Origin of the sequence: Marinobacter litoralis (assembly GCF_016427555.1) — a bacterium.
GTDB lineage: Bacteria > Pseudomonadota > Gammaproteobacteria > Pseudomonadales > Oleiphilaceae > Marinobacter > Marinobacter litoralis_A.
This window is the reverse complement of sequence record NZ_JAELVS010000006.1, coordinates 141583-156766: the sequence shown is the minus strand read 5'-3', so window position 1 is coordinate 156766 and position 15184 is coordinate 141583. Positions and strand designations below refer to the sequence as shown.

At 52.9% G+C, this 15184-nt stretch carries 29 protein-coding genes; all 29 read left to right on the top strand.

Features of this window, described 5'->3' with window-relative positions:
- The first annotated feature begins 13 nt into the window (after positions 1-13).
- The 29 genes from tuf (at position 14) to rplQ (ending at position 15017) form a co-directional block, all read left to right on the top strand.
- Positions 14-1210 carry an elongation factor Tu gene (tuf, locus tag JAO79_RS14740; RefSeq protein ID WP_199007996.1) on the top strand — a complete coding sequence of 399 codons (1197 nt, stop codon included), beginning with the start codon at positions 14-16 and terminating at the stop codon, positions 1208-1210.
- Between the two features lie 187 nt (positions 1211-1397).
- On the top strand, positions 1398-1709 hold the full coding sequence (rpsJ, locus tag JAO79_RS14735) for a 30S ribosomal protein S10 (RefSeq protein ID WP_041341420.1): 312 nt from the start codon (positions 1398-1400) through the stop codon (positions 1707-1709).
- A gap of 75 nt (positions 1710-1784) precedes the next feature.
- The gene (rplC, locus tag JAO79_RS14730; RefSeq protein ID WP_114335787.1) at positions 1785-2423 is read left to right on the top strand and encodes a 50S ribosomal protein L3; all 639 of its coding nucleotides are present in this window, start codon (positions 1785-1787) and stop codon (positions 2421-2423) included.
- Positions 2424-2434: 11 nt separating this feature from the next.
- Positions 2435-3040 (top strand): 50S ribosomal protein L4, encoded by a 606-nt coding sequence (gene rplD / locus JAO79_RS14725; protein ID WP_114335788.1) that lies wholly within the window; start codon positions 2435-2437, stop codon positions 3038-3040.
- Entirely contained in the window at positions 3037-3330 is a 294-nt protein-coding gene (rplW, locus tag JAO79_RS14720; RefSeq protein WP_114335789.1) for a 50S ribosomal protein L23, read from the top strand. Before rplD ends, rplW begins: the two co-directional genes overlap by 4 nt.
- Before the next feature lie 17 nt (positions 3331-3347).
- Positions 3348-4175: a 50S ribosomal protein L2 gene (rplB, locus tag JAO79_RS14715; RefSeq protein WP_199007995.1), complete on the top strand. Its 828-nt coding sequence runs from the start codon at positions 3348-3350 to the stop codon at positions 4173-4175.
- A 23-nt stretch (positions 4176-4198) separates the two neighbouring features.
- Complete coding sequence (gene rpsS / locus JAO79_RS14710) at positions 4199-4474, top strand: 30S ribosomal protein S19 (RefSeq protein WP_114335791.1); 276 nt, start codon at positions 4199-4201, stop codon at positions 4472-4474.
- Between the two features lie 16 nt (positions 4475-4490).
- Entirely contained in the window at positions 4491-4823 is a 333-nt protein-coding gene (gene rplV / locus JAO79_RS14705) for a 50S ribosomal protein L22 (protein WP_044387658.1), read from the top strand.
- Between the two features lie 11 nt (positions 4824-4834).
- Positions 4835-5518: a 30S ribosomal protein S3 gene (gene rpsC / locus JAO79_RS14700; RefSeq protein WP_011784249.1), complete on the top strand. Its 684-nt coding sequence runs from the start codon at positions 4835-4837 to the stop codon at positions 5516-5518.
- 12 nt (positions 5519-5530) lie between these two features.
- Positions 5531-5944 (top strand): 50S ribosomal protein L16, encoded by a 414-nt coding sequence (rplP, locus tag JAO79_RS14695; RefSeq protein WP_199007994.1) that lies wholly within the window; start codon positions 5531-5533, stop codon positions 5942-5944.
- Complete coding sequence (gene rpmC, locus JAO79_RS14690) at positions 5944-6135, top strand: 50S ribosomal protein L29 (protein WP_114335793.1); 192 nt, start codon at positions 5944-5946, stop codon at positions 6133-6135. Before rplP ends, rpmC begins: the two co-directional genes overlap by 1 nt.
- A gap of 1 nt (position 6136) precedes the next feature.
- On the top strand, positions 6137-6403 hold the full coding sequence (gene rpsQ, locus JAO79_RS14685; protein WP_114335794.1) for a 30S ribosomal protein S17: 267 nt from the start codon (positions 6137-6139) through the stop codon (positions 6401-6403).
- 18 nt (positions 6404-6421) lie between these two features.
- A complete protein-coding gene (gene rplN, locus JAO79_RS14680; protein WP_114335795.1) occupies positions 6422-6790 on the top strand; it encodes a 50S ribosomal protein L14 in 369 nt (122 codons plus the stop codon).
- A gap of 17 nt (positions 6791-6807) precedes the next feature.
- Positions 6808-7128, top strand: coding sequence for a 50S ribosomal protein L24 (rplX, locus tag JAO79_RS14675; RefSeq protein WP_114335796.1), 321 nt, complete (start codon positions 6808-6810; stop codon positions 7126-7128).
- 15 nt (positions 7129-7143) lie between these two features.
- Positions 7144-7683, top strand: coding sequence for a 50S ribosomal protein L5 (rplE, locus tag JAO79_RS14670; protein ID WP_133006544.1), 540 nt, complete (start codon positions 7144-7146; stop codon positions 7681-7683).
- A gap of 12 nt (positions 7684-7695) precedes the next feature.
- Positions 7696-8001, top strand: coding sequence for a 30S ribosomal protein S14 (gene rpsN / locus JAO79_RS14665; protein WP_199007993.1), 306 nt, complete (start codon positions 7696-7698; stop codon positions 7999-8001).
- Between the two features lie 88 nt (positions 8002-8089).
- Positions 8090-8482, top strand: coding sequence for a 30S ribosomal protein S8 (rpsH, locus tag JAO79_RS14660; RefSeq protein WP_114335799.1), 393 nt, complete (start codon positions 8090-8092; stop codon positions 8480-8482).
- Between the two features lie 9 nt (positions 8483-8491).
- Entirely contained in the window at positions 8492-9025 is a 534-nt protein-coding gene (gene rplF / locus JAO79_RS14655) for a 50S ribosomal protein L6 (RefSeq protein WP_199007992.1), read from the top strand.
- Between the two features lie 9 nt (positions 9026-9034).
- Positions 9035-9382 carry a 50S ribosomal protein L18 gene (gene rplR, locus JAO79_RS14650; RefSeq protein ID WP_114335801.1) on the top strand — a complete coding sequence of 116 codons (348 nt, stop codon included), beginning with the start codon at positions 9035-9037 and terminating at the stop codon, positions 9380-9382.
- 12 nt (positions 9383-9394) lie between these two features.
- Positions 9395-9895 (top strand): 30S ribosomal protein S5, encoded by a 501-nt coding sequence (gene rpsE / locus JAO79_RS14645; RefSeq protein ID WP_114335802.1) that lies wholly within the window; start codon positions 9395-9397, stop codon positions 9893-9895.
- 4 nt (positions 9896-9899) lie between these two features.
- Positions 9900-10088: a 50S ribosomal protein L30 gene (gene rpmD, locus JAO79_RS14640; protein ID WP_007153997.1), complete on the top strand. Its 189-nt coding sequence runs from the start codon at positions 9900-9902 to the stop codon at positions 10086-10088.
- A 1-nt stretch (position 10089) separates the two neighbouring features.
- On the top strand, positions 10090-10524 hold the full coding sequence (rplO, locus tag JAO79_RS14635) for a 50S ribosomal protein L15 (RefSeq protein ID WP_199007991.1): 435 nt from the start codon (positions 10090-10092) through the stop codon (positions 10522-10524).
- Positions 10525-10541: 17 nt separating this feature from the next.
- Complete coding sequence (gene secY, locus JAO79_RS14630; RefSeq protein WP_199007990.1) at positions 10542-11864, top strand: preprotein translocase subunit SecY; 1323 nt, start codon at positions 10542-10544, stop codon at positions 11862-11864.
- A 31-nt stretch (positions 11865-11895) separates the two neighbouring features.
- Positions 11896-12009: a 50S ribosomal protein L36 gene (gene rpmJ / locus JAO79_RS14625; RefSeq protein ID WP_008174902.1), complete on the top strand. Its 114-nt coding sequence runs from the start codon at positions 11896-11898 to the stop codon at positions 12007-12009.
- A gap of 140 nt (positions 12010-12149) precedes the next feature.
- On the top strand, positions 12150-12506 hold the full coding sequence (gene rpsM / locus JAO79_RS14620; protein ID WP_029655315.1) for a 30S ribosomal protein S13: 357 nt from the start codon (positions 12150-12152) through the stop codon (positions 12504-12506).
- Between the two features lie 13 nt (positions 12507-12519).
- The gene (rpsK, locus tag JAO79_RS14615; RefSeq protein WP_004580767.1) at positions 12520-12909 is read left to right on the top strand and encodes a 30S ribosomal protein S11; all 390 of its coding nucleotides are present in this window, start codon (positions 12520-12522) and stop codon (positions 12907-12909) included.
- An 18-nt stretch (positions 12910-12927) separates the two neighbouring features.
- Positions 12928-13548: a 30S ribosomal protein S4 gene (gene rpsD, locus JAO79_RS14610; RefSeq protein WP_199007989.1), complete on the top strand. Its 621-nt coding sequence runs from the start codon at positions 12928-12930 to the stop codon at positions 13546-13548.
- 35 nt (positions 13549-13583) lie between these two features.
- On the top strand, positions 13584-14588 hold the full coding sequence (locus JAO79_RS14605; protein WP_133006537.1) for a DNA-directed RNA polymerase subunit alpha: 1005 nt from the start codon (positions 13584-13586) through the stop codon (positions 14586-14588).
- Positions 14589-14621: 33 nt separating this feature from the next.
- Positions 14622-15017, top strand: coding sequence for a 50S ribosomal protein L17 (gene rplQ, locus JAO79_RS14600; RefSeq protein ID WP_199007988.1), 396 nt, complete (start codon positions 14622-14624; stop codon positions 15015-15017).
- Positions 15018-15184 lie beyond the last annotated feature (167 nt).

Sequence of the window (15184 nt, the reverse complement as noted above, 5' to 3'; positions counted from 1 at the left end):
AAGAGGTGTAACCGTGTCTAAAGAAAAATTTGAACGTAGTAAACCGCACGTTAACGTCGGCACCATCGGTCACGTTGACCATGGTAAGACCACTCTGACCGCTGCTCTGACTCGTGTATGTCACGAAGTTTGGGGCACAGGTTCTGCAAGTGCGTTCGACCAGATCGATAACGCACCGGAAGAGCGTGCACGTGGTATAACCATCGCCACGTCACACGTTGAGTACGATTCCCCAAGCCGTCACTACGCGCACGTAGACTGCCCGGGCCACGCTGACTATGTTAAGAACATGATCACTGGTGCGGCTCAGATGGACGGCGCGATCCTGGTTTGTTCCGCAGCTGACGGCCCAATGCCGCAGACTCGTGAGCACATCCTGCTGTCTCGTCAGGTTGGCGTTCCTTACATCGTTGTGTTCCTGAACAAAGCGGACATGGTAGACGATGAAGAGCTGCTTGAGCTGGTTGAGATGGAAGTTCGTGATCTGCTGAGCATGTACGACTTCCCGGGCGACGACACTCCGATCGTTACCGGTTCTGCGTTGATGGCTCTGGAAGGCAAAGACGACAACGAAATGGGTACTACCGCTGTTAAGAAGCTGGTAGAAGCTCTGGATGCGTACATCCCGGATCCTGAGCGTGCTGTTGATCAGCCGTTCCTGATGCCGATCGAGGACGTATTCTCTATCTCTGGCCGTGGTACTGTAGTAACCGGTCGTGTAGAGCGCGGTATCATCAAGGTTGGTGAAGAAGTGGAAATCGTTGGTATCAAGGATACCGTGAAGACTACTTGTACTGGCGTTGAAATGTTCCGTAAGCTGCTCGACGAAGGTCGTGCTGGTGAGAACGTAGGTGTTCTGCTGCGTGGTACCAAGCGTGACGACGTTGAGCGTGGTCAGGTTCTGTGCGTACCGGGTTCTATCAACCCGCACACCAAGTTTGAGTGTGAAGTGTACGTATTGTCTAAAGAAGAAGGTGGTCGTCATACTCCGTTCTTCAAGGGCTACCGTCCTCAGTTCTACTTCCGGACCACTGACGTGACCGGTTCTTGTGAACTGCCGGAAGGTGTTGAAATGGTAATGCCAGGTGACAACGTTCAGATGGTTGTTACTCTGATCGCTCCGATCGCCATGGAAGATGGTCTGCGCTTCGCGATTCGTGAAGGCGGCCGTACCGTTGGTGCCGGTGTTGTTGCCAAGATCATCGAGTAATAGGCTCGGTTGATCAGGAAAAAGGGGCTGAAAATTCTCAGCCCCTTTTTCTGTTTAGGTCGCAAAGCTATCCCAACCGTGTCAATTGCTTCGGCAGTTGACACGGTTGGGTATTATGCATACAATGCGGCTCCTTTTTTTGAAGGTCGGCTAACTAGTAGCTGCTACGAGTGGAGTTTGGTGCATCATGCAAAGCCAAAAAATTCGAATCCGGTTGAAGGCGTTTGATTATCGCCTTATCGACCAGTCCACGCAGGAGATCGTCGATACCGCTAAGCGGACTGGCGCTCAAGTACGTGGTCCTATTCCTCTGCCGACGCGGAAGGAAAAGTACACGATACTGGTATCCCCGCACGTCAACAAAGACGCGCGTGATCAGTATGAAATTCGTACGCACAAGCGTTTGCTCGACATTGTTGAGCCTACGGAAAAGACAGTGGATGCTCTGATGAAGTTGGACCTGGCAGCAGGTGTAGACGTTCAGATCAGCCTCGGCTAATACCTTTCGGTATTGGTGTGTGTAACTGTCATAGGCCATAGAGGGTGCGAGCCCCGTACACTTAAGAGGTGAAACATGGCAATTGGTGTTGTCGGTCGTAAGGCCGGTATGACCCGTATTTTTACGGAAGATGGACAGGCGCTGCCTGTTACAGTAATCGAGGTTGAACCTAACCGGATTACTCAACTCAAAACTCTCGAAAACGACGGCTATCGTGCAGTTCAGGTAACCGTAGGTTCTCGTCGTTCCTCCCGTGTTACTAAAGCGGAAGCAGGTCACTACGCTAAAGCCGGTGTTGAAGCTGGTCGTGGTTCCTGGGAATTCCGTTTGGCAGATGGTGAAGGTGAAGAGCTGGCCGCTGGCGGCGAGCTGACAGTCTCTGTATTCGAAGACGGTCAAGTAGTTGATGCTACTGGTCGTTCCAAGGGTAAGGGCTTCCAGGGCGGTGTTAAGCGCTGGAACTTCTCCATGCAGGATGCTACCCACGGTAACTCCCTTTCTCACCGTGCTCCGGGTTCTATTGGTCAGAACCAGACTCCGGGTAAGGTATTCAAGGGTAAAAAGATGGCCGGTCAGATGGGTAATGCGCAGGTTACCGTGCAAAACCTCAAGATTGTCCGTGTCGATGCCGAGCGCAACCTGCTGCTAGTAAGTGGTGCCGTACCCGGCGCAACTGGCGGCGATGTTGTCATCAAGCCTGCAGTCAAAGCCTGAGGAGCGGTTCGATGGAATTGACAATTACTGGTAGCGGCAAGGGAATCTCTGTTTCCGATGCTGCGTTTGCCAAAGATTTTAACGAAGCTCTGGTTCACCAGGTGGTTACTGCATACATGGCAGCTGGCCGTCAGGGTACCAAGGCTCAGAAGACACGTTCTGAAGTCAGAGGTGGTGGTAAGAAGCCTTGGCGTCAAAAAGGTACCGGCCGTGCACGTGCTGGCACCATTCGTAGCCCGATCTGGCGTTCAGGTGGCGTAACGTTCGCTGCCAAGCCTCGCGACTTTGAACAGAAAGTTAACCGTAAGATGTACCGTGCGGCCATGTGCTCGATCCTTTCCGAGCTGGTTCGTCAGGAGCGTCTGGTAGTGGTTGACGAGATCAGCGTCGATACTCCGAAAACCAAGGTGTTCACAGCGAAGCTCGCAGATTTGGGTGTTTCCAATGCCCTGATTCTGTCTGAGACCGTTGAGCAGAACCTGCACCTTGCTTCTCGCAACATCCCTCACGTGGACGTTCGCGACGTTGCAGGTCTGGACCCTGTTAGCCTGGTTGCCTACGAGAAGGTCGTGGTCACTGTTCCCGCTCTGAAGAAGATCGAGGAGATGCTGGGATGAATCAGGAACGTATTTACAAGGTCCTGCTTGGACCACTCGTATCAGAGAAAGCTTCTCGCGTAGCGGAGCACGGCCAGGTGGTTTTTCGTGTTGCCCCTGATGCGACCAAGCCCGAGATCAAGAAAGCCGTTGAGCAGCTGTTCAACGTCACCGTAGAAGGTGTTCAGGTTCTGAACCGTAAGGGTAAGCTTAAGCGCACTATCCGCGGGTTCGGCAAGCGTAATGACATTCGTAAGGCTTACGTTAAGCTGGCAGAAGGTCAGGACATCGATTTTCTGGATGTGGAATAAGGTAAAGGGGTCGTAATATGCCGATCGTCAAGACCAAACCAACATCTGCCGGACGCCGTCACGTTGTAAAGCTTTACAACCCGGATTTACACAAAGGGCGCCCATACCAGTCGTTGGTAGAAGCACAGAGTAGGACTGGTGGCCGTAATAACAATGGCCGTATTACCAGTCGTCACATTGGTGGTGGCCACAAGCAGCACTACCGTGTAATCGATTTTAAGCGGACTAAAGATGGTATCCCGGCGGTCATTGAACGCCTGGAATACGATCCTAACCGTTCAGCGCACATTGCGTTGGTCAAGTATGCCGATGGCGAGCGTCGTTACATCATCGCTCCTAAAGGCATGAAGGCTGGCGATCCTGTGCGCTCCGGCGTCGACGCGCCGATCAAGGTGGGTTCCACTTTGCCGCTCCGGAACATTCCGGTTGGTTCTGTGATTCACTGCGTCGAACTCAAGCCTGGCAAAGGTGCTCAGCTGGCTCGCTCTGCGGGCGCATCCGTACAGCTGGTTGCAAGGGAAGGGGCTTACGCCACTATCCGCCTGCGTTCAGGTGAAATGCGTAAGGTGCTTGTAGATTGTCGCGCCACGTTGGGTGAAGTATCCAACAGTGAGCACAGTCTGAAGCAGCTTGGTAAAGCGGGTGCATCACGTTGGCGCGGTAAACGTCCAACAGTACGTGGTGTTGCTATGAACCCAGTTGACCACCCGCATGGTGGTGGTGAAGGGCGTACCTCTGGTGGACGTCACCCGGTTACTCCGTGGGGTGTTCCGACCAAAGGGCATAAGACTCGTAAGAACAAACGTACTGATAAGATGATAGTACGTCGTCGTTCGGCCAAGTAAACGACTACATAGAGGTAATTGCTGTGCCACGTTCTTTAAAGAAAGGTCCTTTTATAGACCTGCATCTGTTGAAGAAGGTCGAGGCAGCTCTGGAAAAAAGCGACAAGCGTCCAATTAAAACCTGGTCCCGCCGGTCGACGATTTTCCCAGAGATGGTAGGCCTGACCATTGCAGTCCACAACGGCAAGCAGCACGTGCCGGTTTATGTCACCGAAGATATGGTTGGACATAAGCTGGGTGAGTTCGCGGCAACGCGTACTTATCGTGGTCATGCGGCCGACAAGAAAGCTAAACGCTGATCCTGAGGTAATAGAAATGGAAGTAGCAGCCAAGTATAAGGGCGCTCGCCTCTCAGCTCAGAAAGCGCGTCTTGTCGCTGACCAAGTACGCGGCAAGGCTGTTGAGGACGCCCTGAATATTCTGACTTTCAGCCCGAAGAAGGCGGCTGGCGTGATCAAGAAAGCTCTTGAATCTGCCATCGCTAACGCTGAGCACAACGAAGGTCTGGACGTTGATGATCTGCGGGTCTCCACTGTCATGGTGGATGAAGGCCCAACGCTCAAGCGAATCAAAGCTCGAGCCAAGGGGCGCGCTGACCGTATTATGAAGCGCACCTGTCATATCACCGTCAAGGTCGCCGACAAGTAGGAGATGCTCAGATGGGTCATAAAGTAAATCCGACCGGCATACGCCTGGGTGTGATTAAAGAGCACAACTCAGTTTGGTACGCCGACAAAAAGGACTACGCGAAAAACCTGTTGAATGATATTCAGGTTCGCGAGTTCCTCGACAAGCGTCTGGTTAAGGCGTCTGTCAGCAAGATCGTGATCGAGCGCCCTGCTCAGAACGCCCGGATCACGATCCATACCGCCCGTCCCGGTATTGTTATCGGTAAGAAGGGTGAAGATGTTGACCGTCTGCGTCGCGAAGTTAGCGACATGATGGGTGTGCCTGTGCACATCAACATCGAAGAAGTCCGCAAGCCGGACCTGGATGCCCGCCTGGTAGCGCAAAACGTTGCCGGTCAGCTCGAGCGTCGTGTGATGTTCCGTCGCGCTATGAAGCGTGCGGTACAAAACGCCATGCGTCAGGGTGCCAAGGGTATCAAGATTCAGGTTGGTGGTCGTCTTGGGGGTGCTGAAATCGCACGTTCCGAGTGGTATCGCGAAGGTCGTGTTCCTCTGCACACACTGCGTGCAGATATTGATTACGCAACCTATGAAGCGCACACCACTTACGGCGTTATCGGCGTGAAGGTATGGATCTTCAAAGGTGAGATTCTTGGTGGTATGGAACAGGTCCGTGCTGACAAGAAAGCCTCTGGGAAGAAAGGTTCTAAGTAAAGGGGCACTCTTATGCTGCAACCAAAACGCACCAAATTTCGCAAGGTAATGAAAGGCCGTAACACCGGTCTTGCTCAGCGAGCTACTAAGGTGAGCTTCGGTGAATACGGATTGAAAGCGACAACCCGTGGACGTATAACTGCGCGTCAGATTGAGGCAGCGCGTCGTACCATGACTCGTAAGATCAAGAGGGGCGGTAAGATCTGGATTCGGGTTTTCCCGGATAAGCCGATCACCGGTAAGCCACTCGAAGTTCGAATGGGTAAAGGTAAGGGTTCTGTCGAGTATTGGGTGGCTGAAATTCAGCCAGGCCGCATGCTCTACGAAATGGAAGGTGTATCCGAGGATTTGGCTCGGGAAGCCTTCACATTGGCAGCGGCCAAACTGCCTGTACAGACCACCTTTGTAACGAGGACGGTGATGTGATGAAAGCAACAGAGCTGCGTGAAAAGTCCGTTGAGGAGCTGAACAGCGAGCTGATCAACCTCCTGAAGGAGCAGTTCAACCTGCGTATGCGTAAAGCAACAGGTCAGCTGAATCAGTCTCATCTCCTCGGCAACGTGAAACGCGACATTGCGCGCGTTAAAACGGTAATGAATGAAAAGGCAGGACAGTGACATGACCGAAGCTACCCAAACTGCCAGAACTCTGAGCGGGAAGGTCGTGAGCAACAAGATGGACAAGTCCATCGTGGTCCTGGTTGAGCGTCAGGTAAAACACCCTCTGTACGGTAAGTACATGAAGCGTTCAACCAAGATCCATGCGCACGATGAAAGCAATCAGTGCAACATCGGCGACACCGTAACCATCGAGGAAACCCGTCCGGTCTCCAAGACTAAGAGCTGGGCTCTGGTTGAGGTCACCGAACGCGCTTCCAAGGTGTAATTCGCCCGGAGAACAACCATGATTCAGACTCAAACAATGCTTGAAGTCGCGGATAACAGCGGTGCACGTCAAGTTATGTGTATCAAGGTCCTGGGCGGATCTCACCGGCGTTATGCCAGCGTTGGGGATATCATCAAGGTGACCGTTAAGGAAGCCATCCCGCGCGGCAAGGTGAAGAAAGGCCAGGTCCTTAAGGCTGTTGTAGTACGTACCCGTAAGGGTGTGCGTCGTCCAGACGGTTCTTTGATCCGTTTTGACGGTAACGCGGCGGTACTTCTGAACACTCAGGACGCGCCCATTGGTACCCGTATCTTCGGACCGGTTACTCGTGAGCTGCGAAACGAAAAGTTCATGAAGATTATCTCACTGGCACCCGAAGTACTTTAAAGGACCAGAGGCCGGTTATGAAAAAGATTAAACGAGATGACGAAGTAATCGTCACCGCGGGGAAAGACAAAGAGAAACGTGGTAAAGTCCTGAAGGTTCAGGACGACGGTCGCGTGATTGTTTCTGGTATCAACATGATCAAGAAGCACACGAAGCCTAACCCGATGCTCGGCACCCCAGGTGGTATCGTCGAAAAAGAAGCGCCTATCCAGGCTTCCAACGTGGCTATTTTTAATCCGCAGACCGGCAAAGCCGATCGTGTTGGCTTCCAGATCAAGGAAGACGGCACTAAAGTGCGGATCTTCAAGTCCACGAAAGAACCTGTCGATAACCAGTAAGCGGTGGTGGTTACGATGCTTAACATGAAAGAGCAGTATTCAAAGGAAGTGGTACCCGCCCTGCAGAAAGAGTTCGGCTACAAGAACGTTATGCAGGTTCCGCGTATCGAAAAAATCACCCTGAACATGGGTGTCGGTGAAGCTGTTGGTGACAAAAAGCTGATTGAAAATGCCGTCGCAGATCTTGAGCGTCTGGCAGGTCAAAAAGTTGTTGTGACCAAGGCAAGAAAATCTGTAGCGGGCTTTAAAATCCGTGAAGGTTGGCCGATTGGTTGTAAAGTGACCCTGCGCGGTGAGCGTATGTGGGATTTCTTTGATCGCCTGGTTCACATTGCGGTTCCCCGCATTCGTGACTTCCGTGGCCTCAATCCGAAATCCTTCGACGGTCGCGGTAACTACAGCATGGGTGTACGTGAGCAGATCATCTTCCCTGAGATCGAGTACGACAAAGTCGACAAGGTCCGCGGGCTGGATATCACCATCACTACCTCTGCCGGTACCGACGACGAAGGTCGCGAACTGTTGAAAGCCTTCGGCTTTCCGTTCAAGAAATAAGGAACGAGTGACATGGCTAAGGTTTCAATGAAAAACCGCGAGCTTAAGCGTGAGCAGACTGTTGCGAAGTACGCAGCCAAGCGCGCTGAGCTCAAGGCAATTATTAAAAACCCTAATACCAGCGACGAAGATCGTTGGGACGCGCAGATGAAGCTGCAGCAGCAGCCTCGCAATGCGAGCCCTTCACGTCTTCGGAATCGTTGCCAGGTGACTGGTCGTCCTCACGGCGTTCTGCGCAAGTTCGAGCTTTCACGGATTAAGCTCCGTGAATACGGCATGCGCGGTGACGTTCCAGGGCTGACCAAGGCTAGCTGGTAAGACAGGCATCCTGACTTCGGTCAGGAGCCCGTTGGTAAGCGGTGCGGCGCGCCGCTGCACAACTAAAAAGATCAGGAGACTCATTGTAATGAGTATGCAAGATACGCTTGCGGATATGTTTACTCGTATTCGTAATGCTCAGATGGCACAGAAGGCCGATGTGGTCATGCCGTCTTCCAAAATGAAAATCTCCGTGGCTCAGGTCCTGAAGGACGAAGGTTACGTTGGAGAATTTTCCGTTTCAGCTGACGCGAAGCCCCAGCTAACGATCAATCTTAAGTACTTCGGTGGCAAGCCGGTTATTGAAGAGATCAAGCGGGTTAGCCGTCCGAGTCTGCGCCAGTACAAGGGCGCTGGGGAACTGCCGAAAGTATCCGGTGGTCTGGGAGTCGCGATTGTCTCAACGTCCAAGGGCGTTATGACAGACCGCGCCGCACGAGCTGCTGGCGTGGGTGGCGAAGTCATCTGCACCGTATTCTAGGAGAATCACATGTCCAGGGTTGCCAATAATCCTGTCGTGCTGCCTTCCGGTGTTGAGGTTAAGCTGAACGGACAGGAAATCAATGTAAAGGGCTCCAAAGGAGCACTTGAACTCACAATTCACCAAGCGGTTGAGGTTAAGCAGGAAGACGGCCGTCTTCGCTTTGCAGCTCGCGATGGTGCTAAAAAGTCCCGCGCTCTTGCTGGTACTACTCGGGCGTTGGTTAACAATATGGTTAACGGCGTGTCTACAGGTTGGGAGCGTAAGCTTCAACTGGCAGGCGTAGGTTACCGTGCTCAGGCGCAAGGCAAAAAGCTCAATCTGACACTGGGTTTTTCCCACCCGGTTGAATATGAGCTTCCCGAGGGTGTTACCGCTGAAACTCCGTCTAATACGGAAGTTGTTATTCGCGGTATCGACAAGCAACAGGTTGGCCAGGTCGCTGCAGACATTCGCGCGTTCCGTCCGCCCGAGCCTTATAAGGGCAAGGGTGTTCGATATGCGGATGAGCAGGTAAGACGCAAAGAAGCCAAGAAGAAATAAGGCGGGACTATGAGCGCGAATAACGAAAGACTGCGTCGCGCACGTAAAGTGCGCATGAAGATTCGTGAGCTGGGTACTGACCGTCTGTGCGTTCACCGCACGCCGCGTCACATGTACGCCCAGGTTACTACAGCAGATGGCAGCAAAGTGCTGGCAACTGCCTCCACGTTGGATAAGGAACTGCGCCAGGGTGCAACCGGTAACGTGGACGCCGCTAAAAAAGTCGGTCAGCTGATTGCTGAGCGCGCTAAGGCGGCAGGCATTGAGAAGGTCGCATTTGACCGCTCAGGTTACCGTTATCACGGTCGCATTCAGGCTTTGGCCGACGGTGCTCGTGAAGCTGGCTTGCAATTCTAAGAGGTGGAGAAGATGAGCGTTAACGAACAGAAGGCGCCTGAGCTCCAGGAAAGGCTGGTTCAGGTCAATCGAGTCGCTAAAGTTGTTAAAGGCGGCCGTATCTTTGCCTTCACTGCACTGACTGTAGTGGGTGATGGTAAAGGGCGCGTTGGTTTTGGTCGTGGTAAGGCCCGTGAAGTTCCGGTCGCGATCCAGAAGGCTATGGAAGCCGCGCGTAAAAACATGGTAGACGTCGCCCTAGACGGCAACACGCTTCAGTACCCGGTACGTGCTCAGCACGGCGGTTCTAAAGTGTTCATGATGCCGGCCTCTGAAGGTACCGGTGTTATTGCTGGTGGTGCGATGCGTGCAGTACTTGAAGTAGCGGGCGTTCAAAACGTTCTATCCAAGTGCTACGGCTCTACCAACCCGGTGAACGTTGTACGTTCAACCATTAAGGGTCTGCAGGCAATGAATGCGCCTGAAGATGTTGCAGCCAAGCGCGGTAAATCCGTCGAAGAAATCCTGGGTTGAAGTCATGGCGAACGCAAAAACGATCAAAGTAACTCTGACCCGCAGCCCAATCGGCTGCCAGCCTAAGCACAAGCTTTGTGTTAAGGGCTTGGGTCTTCGTAAAATCGGTCACACTGTTGAAGTAGAAGATACTCCTTCGATTCGCGGTATGATCAACCGGGTTAATTACCTGGTGCAGGTTGAGGAGAACTAAGATGCGTCTGAACGAACTTGCTCCGGAACCTGGTTCACGTCCTAGCGCCAAGCGCGTTGGTCGTGGTATCGGTAGCGGACTCGGTAAAACGGGCGGTCGCGGTCATAAAGGTCTGAAATCCCGTTCCGGTGGCTCTGTAGCCCCCGGTTTTGAGGGTGGTCAGCAGCCTTTGGCCCGTCGTCTGCCAAAATTCGGTTTCACCTCCCGTCAGCAGCGTTACGTTGCTGAAATTCGCCTGAACGAACTGGCGAAGGTAGAGGGTGACGTAGTCGATCTGGCTGCACTGAAGAAAGCTGACATCATTCGTGAAGAAATTCGCGTTGCGAAGGTTATGCTATCTGGTGAGCTGGACCGTGCGGTAACCGTGAAAGGACTACGTGTCACTAAAGGCGCACGCGAGGCAATTGTTGCCGCGGGTGGGAAAGTCGAAGACTAAGACGAGTCGAGGACTAAATGGCCAAGACAGCATCATTGCCTGCGGGCGCTGGAAAAGGATTTGCAGAGCTGCGTTCGCGGCTCTGGTTTGTCTTTCTGGCGTTGTTGGTGTACCGCATCGGTGCTCATATTCCGGTGCCGGGCATCAATCCAGACCGTTTGGCGGCATTGTTTGATCAGAATCAGGGTACAATCCTGAGTCTGTTTAACATGTTCTCCGGTGGTGCGCTTGAGCGCATGAGTATTTTCGCACTCGGTATCATGCCGTACATTTCGGCCTCGATTATCATGCAGCTCATGACTGCGGTTAGTCCGCAGCTTGAGCAGCTGAAGAAAGAGGGTGAGGCTGGTCGCCGCAAGATCAGTCAGTACACTCGGTATGGTACGGTTATCCTGGCCCTGGTTCAGGGCTTTGGTATTTCGGTGGGGCTTGCCTCTCAAGGTGTTACGTTCAACGATAGCTTCAGCTTCCACTTTGTGGCAGTTGTCTCTTTCGTTTGTGGTGCCGTCTTCATGATGTGGCTTGGTGAGCAGATCACTGAGCGTGGTATCGGAAACGGTATCTCCCTGCTTATTTTTGCAGGTATCGTCGCGGGCTTGCCGGGGGCTATAGGTCAGACCCTGGAGCAGGCACGTAACGGAGAGATGAGTCTGCTGGTTGTACTCGGTATTGGCGTGCTTGCCGTTGCTGTAGTCGGATTCGTAGTGTTTATGGAACGCGGCCAGCGCCGCCTGACCATTAATTACGCAAAACGGCAGCAGGGACGTCAGGTATTTGCACAGCAGTCCAGTCATTTGCCTCTCAAGGTCAATATGGCTGGTGTTATTCCGCCGATCTTTGCTTCTTCGATCCTACTGTTCCCGGCGTCATTGGGTCAGTGGTTCGGGCAAGGTGAGGGTATGGAATGGTTGAGCGATATCTCGCAGGCATTGGCTCCGAGCCAACCTTTGTATATTATTCTGTTCGCAGCAGCAGTTGTTTTCTTCTGCTTCTTCTACACAGCGCTGATGTACAACCCTAAAGAAGTTGCGGATAACCTCAAGCGTTCCGGCGCGTTCATTCCGGGGATTCGTCCGGGAGAGCAGACGGCGAAGTACATCGATGGTGTTCTTACTCGTCTTACGTTGTTCGGGGCTATGTATATCGCGGCGGTGTCCCTGTTCCCTCAGTTCCTGATGGTTGCAGGTAACGTACCTTTCTATCTTGGTGGTACCTCACTGCTGATTGTTGTAGTCGTGGTGATGGATTTCATGGCTCAGGTTCAGTCGCACCTGATGTCTCATCAGTATGAATCGCTGATGAAGAAATCCAATCTCAAGGGCTATGGACGGAACGGCTGATAGCCGTTCCCCTTGAAAACTGGAGTCGACAATGAAAGTACGCGCTTCGGTAAAGAAAATTTGCCGTAACTGCAAAGTAATTCGACGCAATGGCTCAGTGCGAGTCATCTGCTCGGAGCCTCGCCACAAGCAGCGCCAGGGCTAATCCTCCGGGATCAGAACTGACATTGTAAAAGGGGTTCGGAATAAGGCGCTTGACTCATGCCTGAGTCAAGCGTTATTATTTCGCGCCCTTTTTGTGGCGGAAAATTCACACAGCAAAGCTTTGAACGCGGAGTAATTTGGATGGCACGTATAGCCGGTGTCAATATACCCGATCACAAACATGCTGTTATCTCACTGACATACATCTTTGGTGTCGGCAAGACAACAGCCCAGAAGCTTTGCGATGCAACCGGCGTTAAGCCGGACGTCAAGGTCAAAGACCTTAGCGACGAGCAGCTTGAAGCACTTCGTACTGAAGTGGGCAAGTTCACCGTCGAAGGCGATTTGCGTCGTGAAGTACAGATGAACATTAAGCGTTTGAAGGATCTCGGTTGCTTCCGTGGTCTGCGCCATCGTCACGGACTTCCAGTTCGCGGCCAGCGCACCAAGACCAACGCCCGCACCCGTAAAGGTCCACGCAAACCTATTCGTAAGTAACAGGTAGGCAAACATGGCAAAGCCAGGTACACGTACCCGTAAAAAGGTGAAAAAGACGGTTGTTGATGGCGTCGCGCACATTCACGCGTCCTTCAATAACACCATCGTGACCATTTCGGACCGTCAGGGCAACGTATTGTCCTGGGCCACTTCAGGTGGTTCCGGTTTCCGCGGCTCACGTAAGAGCACACCTTTTGCTGCGCAGGTAGCAGCTGAAAGAGCCGGTAATGCGGCTGCTGAATACGGCCTTAAAAACCTGGACGTAGAGGTTAAGGGTCCTGGGCCCGGACGTGAATCTGCAGTTCGTGCCCTGAACGGGTGTGGCTACAAGATCACTAACATCACTGATGTGACGCCGATTCCCCATAACGGTTGTCGTCCGCCCAAAAAGCGCCGCGTCTAACACAGGAGACAGTGAAATATGGCTCGTTATATAGGCCCGAAGTGCAAGCTGTCTCGTCGTGAAGGGACAGATCTTTTTCTGAAGAGCGGTGTTCGCGCGCTCGATTCCAAGTGCAACATCGAGACTCCGCCGGGTATGCACGGCGCGCGTCGCGGTCGTCTGTCCGAGTACGGCTTGCAGCTTCGTGAGAAGCAAAAAGTTCGTCGTATCTACGGTGTGCTTGAGAAGCAGTTCCGTGGTTACTACAAAGAGGCAGCCCGTCGGAAGGGTGCAACGGGTGAAAACCTGCTGCAGCTTCTGGAAGGCCGTCTGGATAACGTTGTATATCGCATGGGTTTTGGTTCTACCCGTGCTGAGTCCCGTCAGCTCGTTTCTCACAAAGCGATCCTGGTTAACGATAAGCCGGTAAACATTCCGTCTTATCAGGTTAAAGCAGGTGATGTTGTGAGTCTGCGCGAGAAGGCCAAGAACCAGTTGCGCGTTAAAGGCGCTCTGGAACTGGCTAGCAGCCGCGCGCCGGTGAGCTGGGTAGAGGTTGACGCCAACAAGATGTCCGGCGTTTACAAGTCAGTACCTGAGCGTACTGAACTGCCTGCCGACATCAACGAGAACCTCATCGTCGAGCTTTACTCTAAGTAAAGCCCAGTTAGCAACGATAGCAGATAGGGGCGTCTATGCAGCGTTCAGTACATGAGTTATTGACACCTCGTACGATCGACGTGAAAGAGTCCGGCGCTTTGCGTGCCAAGGTTACGCTGGAGCCGCTTGAACGCGGTTTCGGCCATACCCTGGGCAGTGCGCTTCGTCGCATTCTTCTGTCTTCGATGCCAGGCTGCGCCGTGACTGAAGCACAGATCGACGGTGTCCTGCACGAGTACAGTGCCATCGAGGGTGTCCAGGAAGACGTCATTGAGATTCTTTTGAACCTCAAAGGCGTTGCCGTAAAGATGAACGGACGTGATGACACTGAGCTGACACTCAGCAAAAAAGGTCCGGGCGTTGTAACTGCTGGTGATATCACGTTGGATCACGACGTTGAAATCGCTAACCCGGAACACGTTATCTGTCACCTGAGCGAGAACGGCGAACTGAACATGCGCTTGCGCGTGTCTCGTGGTCGCGGTTACGAGCCAGCTGATCAGCGTGGACTGGACGAGGACGAAACTCGTGCCATTGGGCGTTTGCAGCTTGATGCTACGTTCAGCCCGGTACGCCGAGTGTCTTATGCGGTTGAAAGTGCACGGGTTGAGCAGCGTACAGATCTCGACAAGCTTGTTATTGATCTGGAGACTAACGGTACGATCGATCCGGAAGAAGCAATTCGCCGGGCCGCGACTATCCTCCAGCAGCAATTGGCTGTATTCGTCGATTTCGATCATGAGAAAGAGCCAGAGCGTGTAGAAGAAGAGGAAGAAATTGATCCGATTCTGTTGCGTCCGGTTGATGATCTTGAGTTGACTGTACGTTCAGCTAACTGCTTGAAGGCAGAAAACATTTACTATATCGGCGATCTAATTCAGCGCACAGAAGTGGAGCTGCTGAAGACGCCTAACCTTGGCAAAAAGTCGCTGACCGAGATCAAGGACGTTCTAGCGTCCCGTGGTCTGTCATTGGGAATGCGTCTTGATAACTGGCCGCCGGCAAGCCTTCGTGGTGATGACCGGGTTCTGGGCGGTTAATCGCCGATTAGTTTAAGGTAAGGAATCAGAGCAATGCGTCATCGTAAGAGTGGTCGTAAGTTCAACAGGACCAGTGCGCATCGCAAGGCCATGTTCCGTAACATGACTGCGTCACTGGTTGAGCACGAGCTGATCAAAACGACGCTCCCGAAAGCGAAAGAATTGCGTCGGGTAGCAGAGCCATTGATCACGCTCGCAAAGAATGATTCGGTTGCAAACCGTCGTCTGGCGTTCGCGCGCCTGCGTAGCGATGCAGCGGTAGCCAAGCTTTTCAATGAGCTGGGTCCCCGTTACAGCGAGCGACCGGGTGGTTACCTTCGTGTCTTGAAGTGCGGTTTCCGTGCTGGCGACAATGCCCCTATGGCATTTGTTGAGCTGGTCGGTCGTCCTCTGGACATCGAAGCTGAAGAGATGGGCGACGACGAGTAAAATCGTTTAGGCTGTTTCTTGAAAAGGCCGGGATCCGAAGGGTTCCCGGTTTTTTTGTGTCTGGGATTTGCTGTTCACTGGGTGGTTACGCTTGGCGGGCTGGCCTGGGGTGCTGTGTGTATTTTCTTTGGAAAAATAACTCGCTGCGCTCAGACATCTTTTTCCGG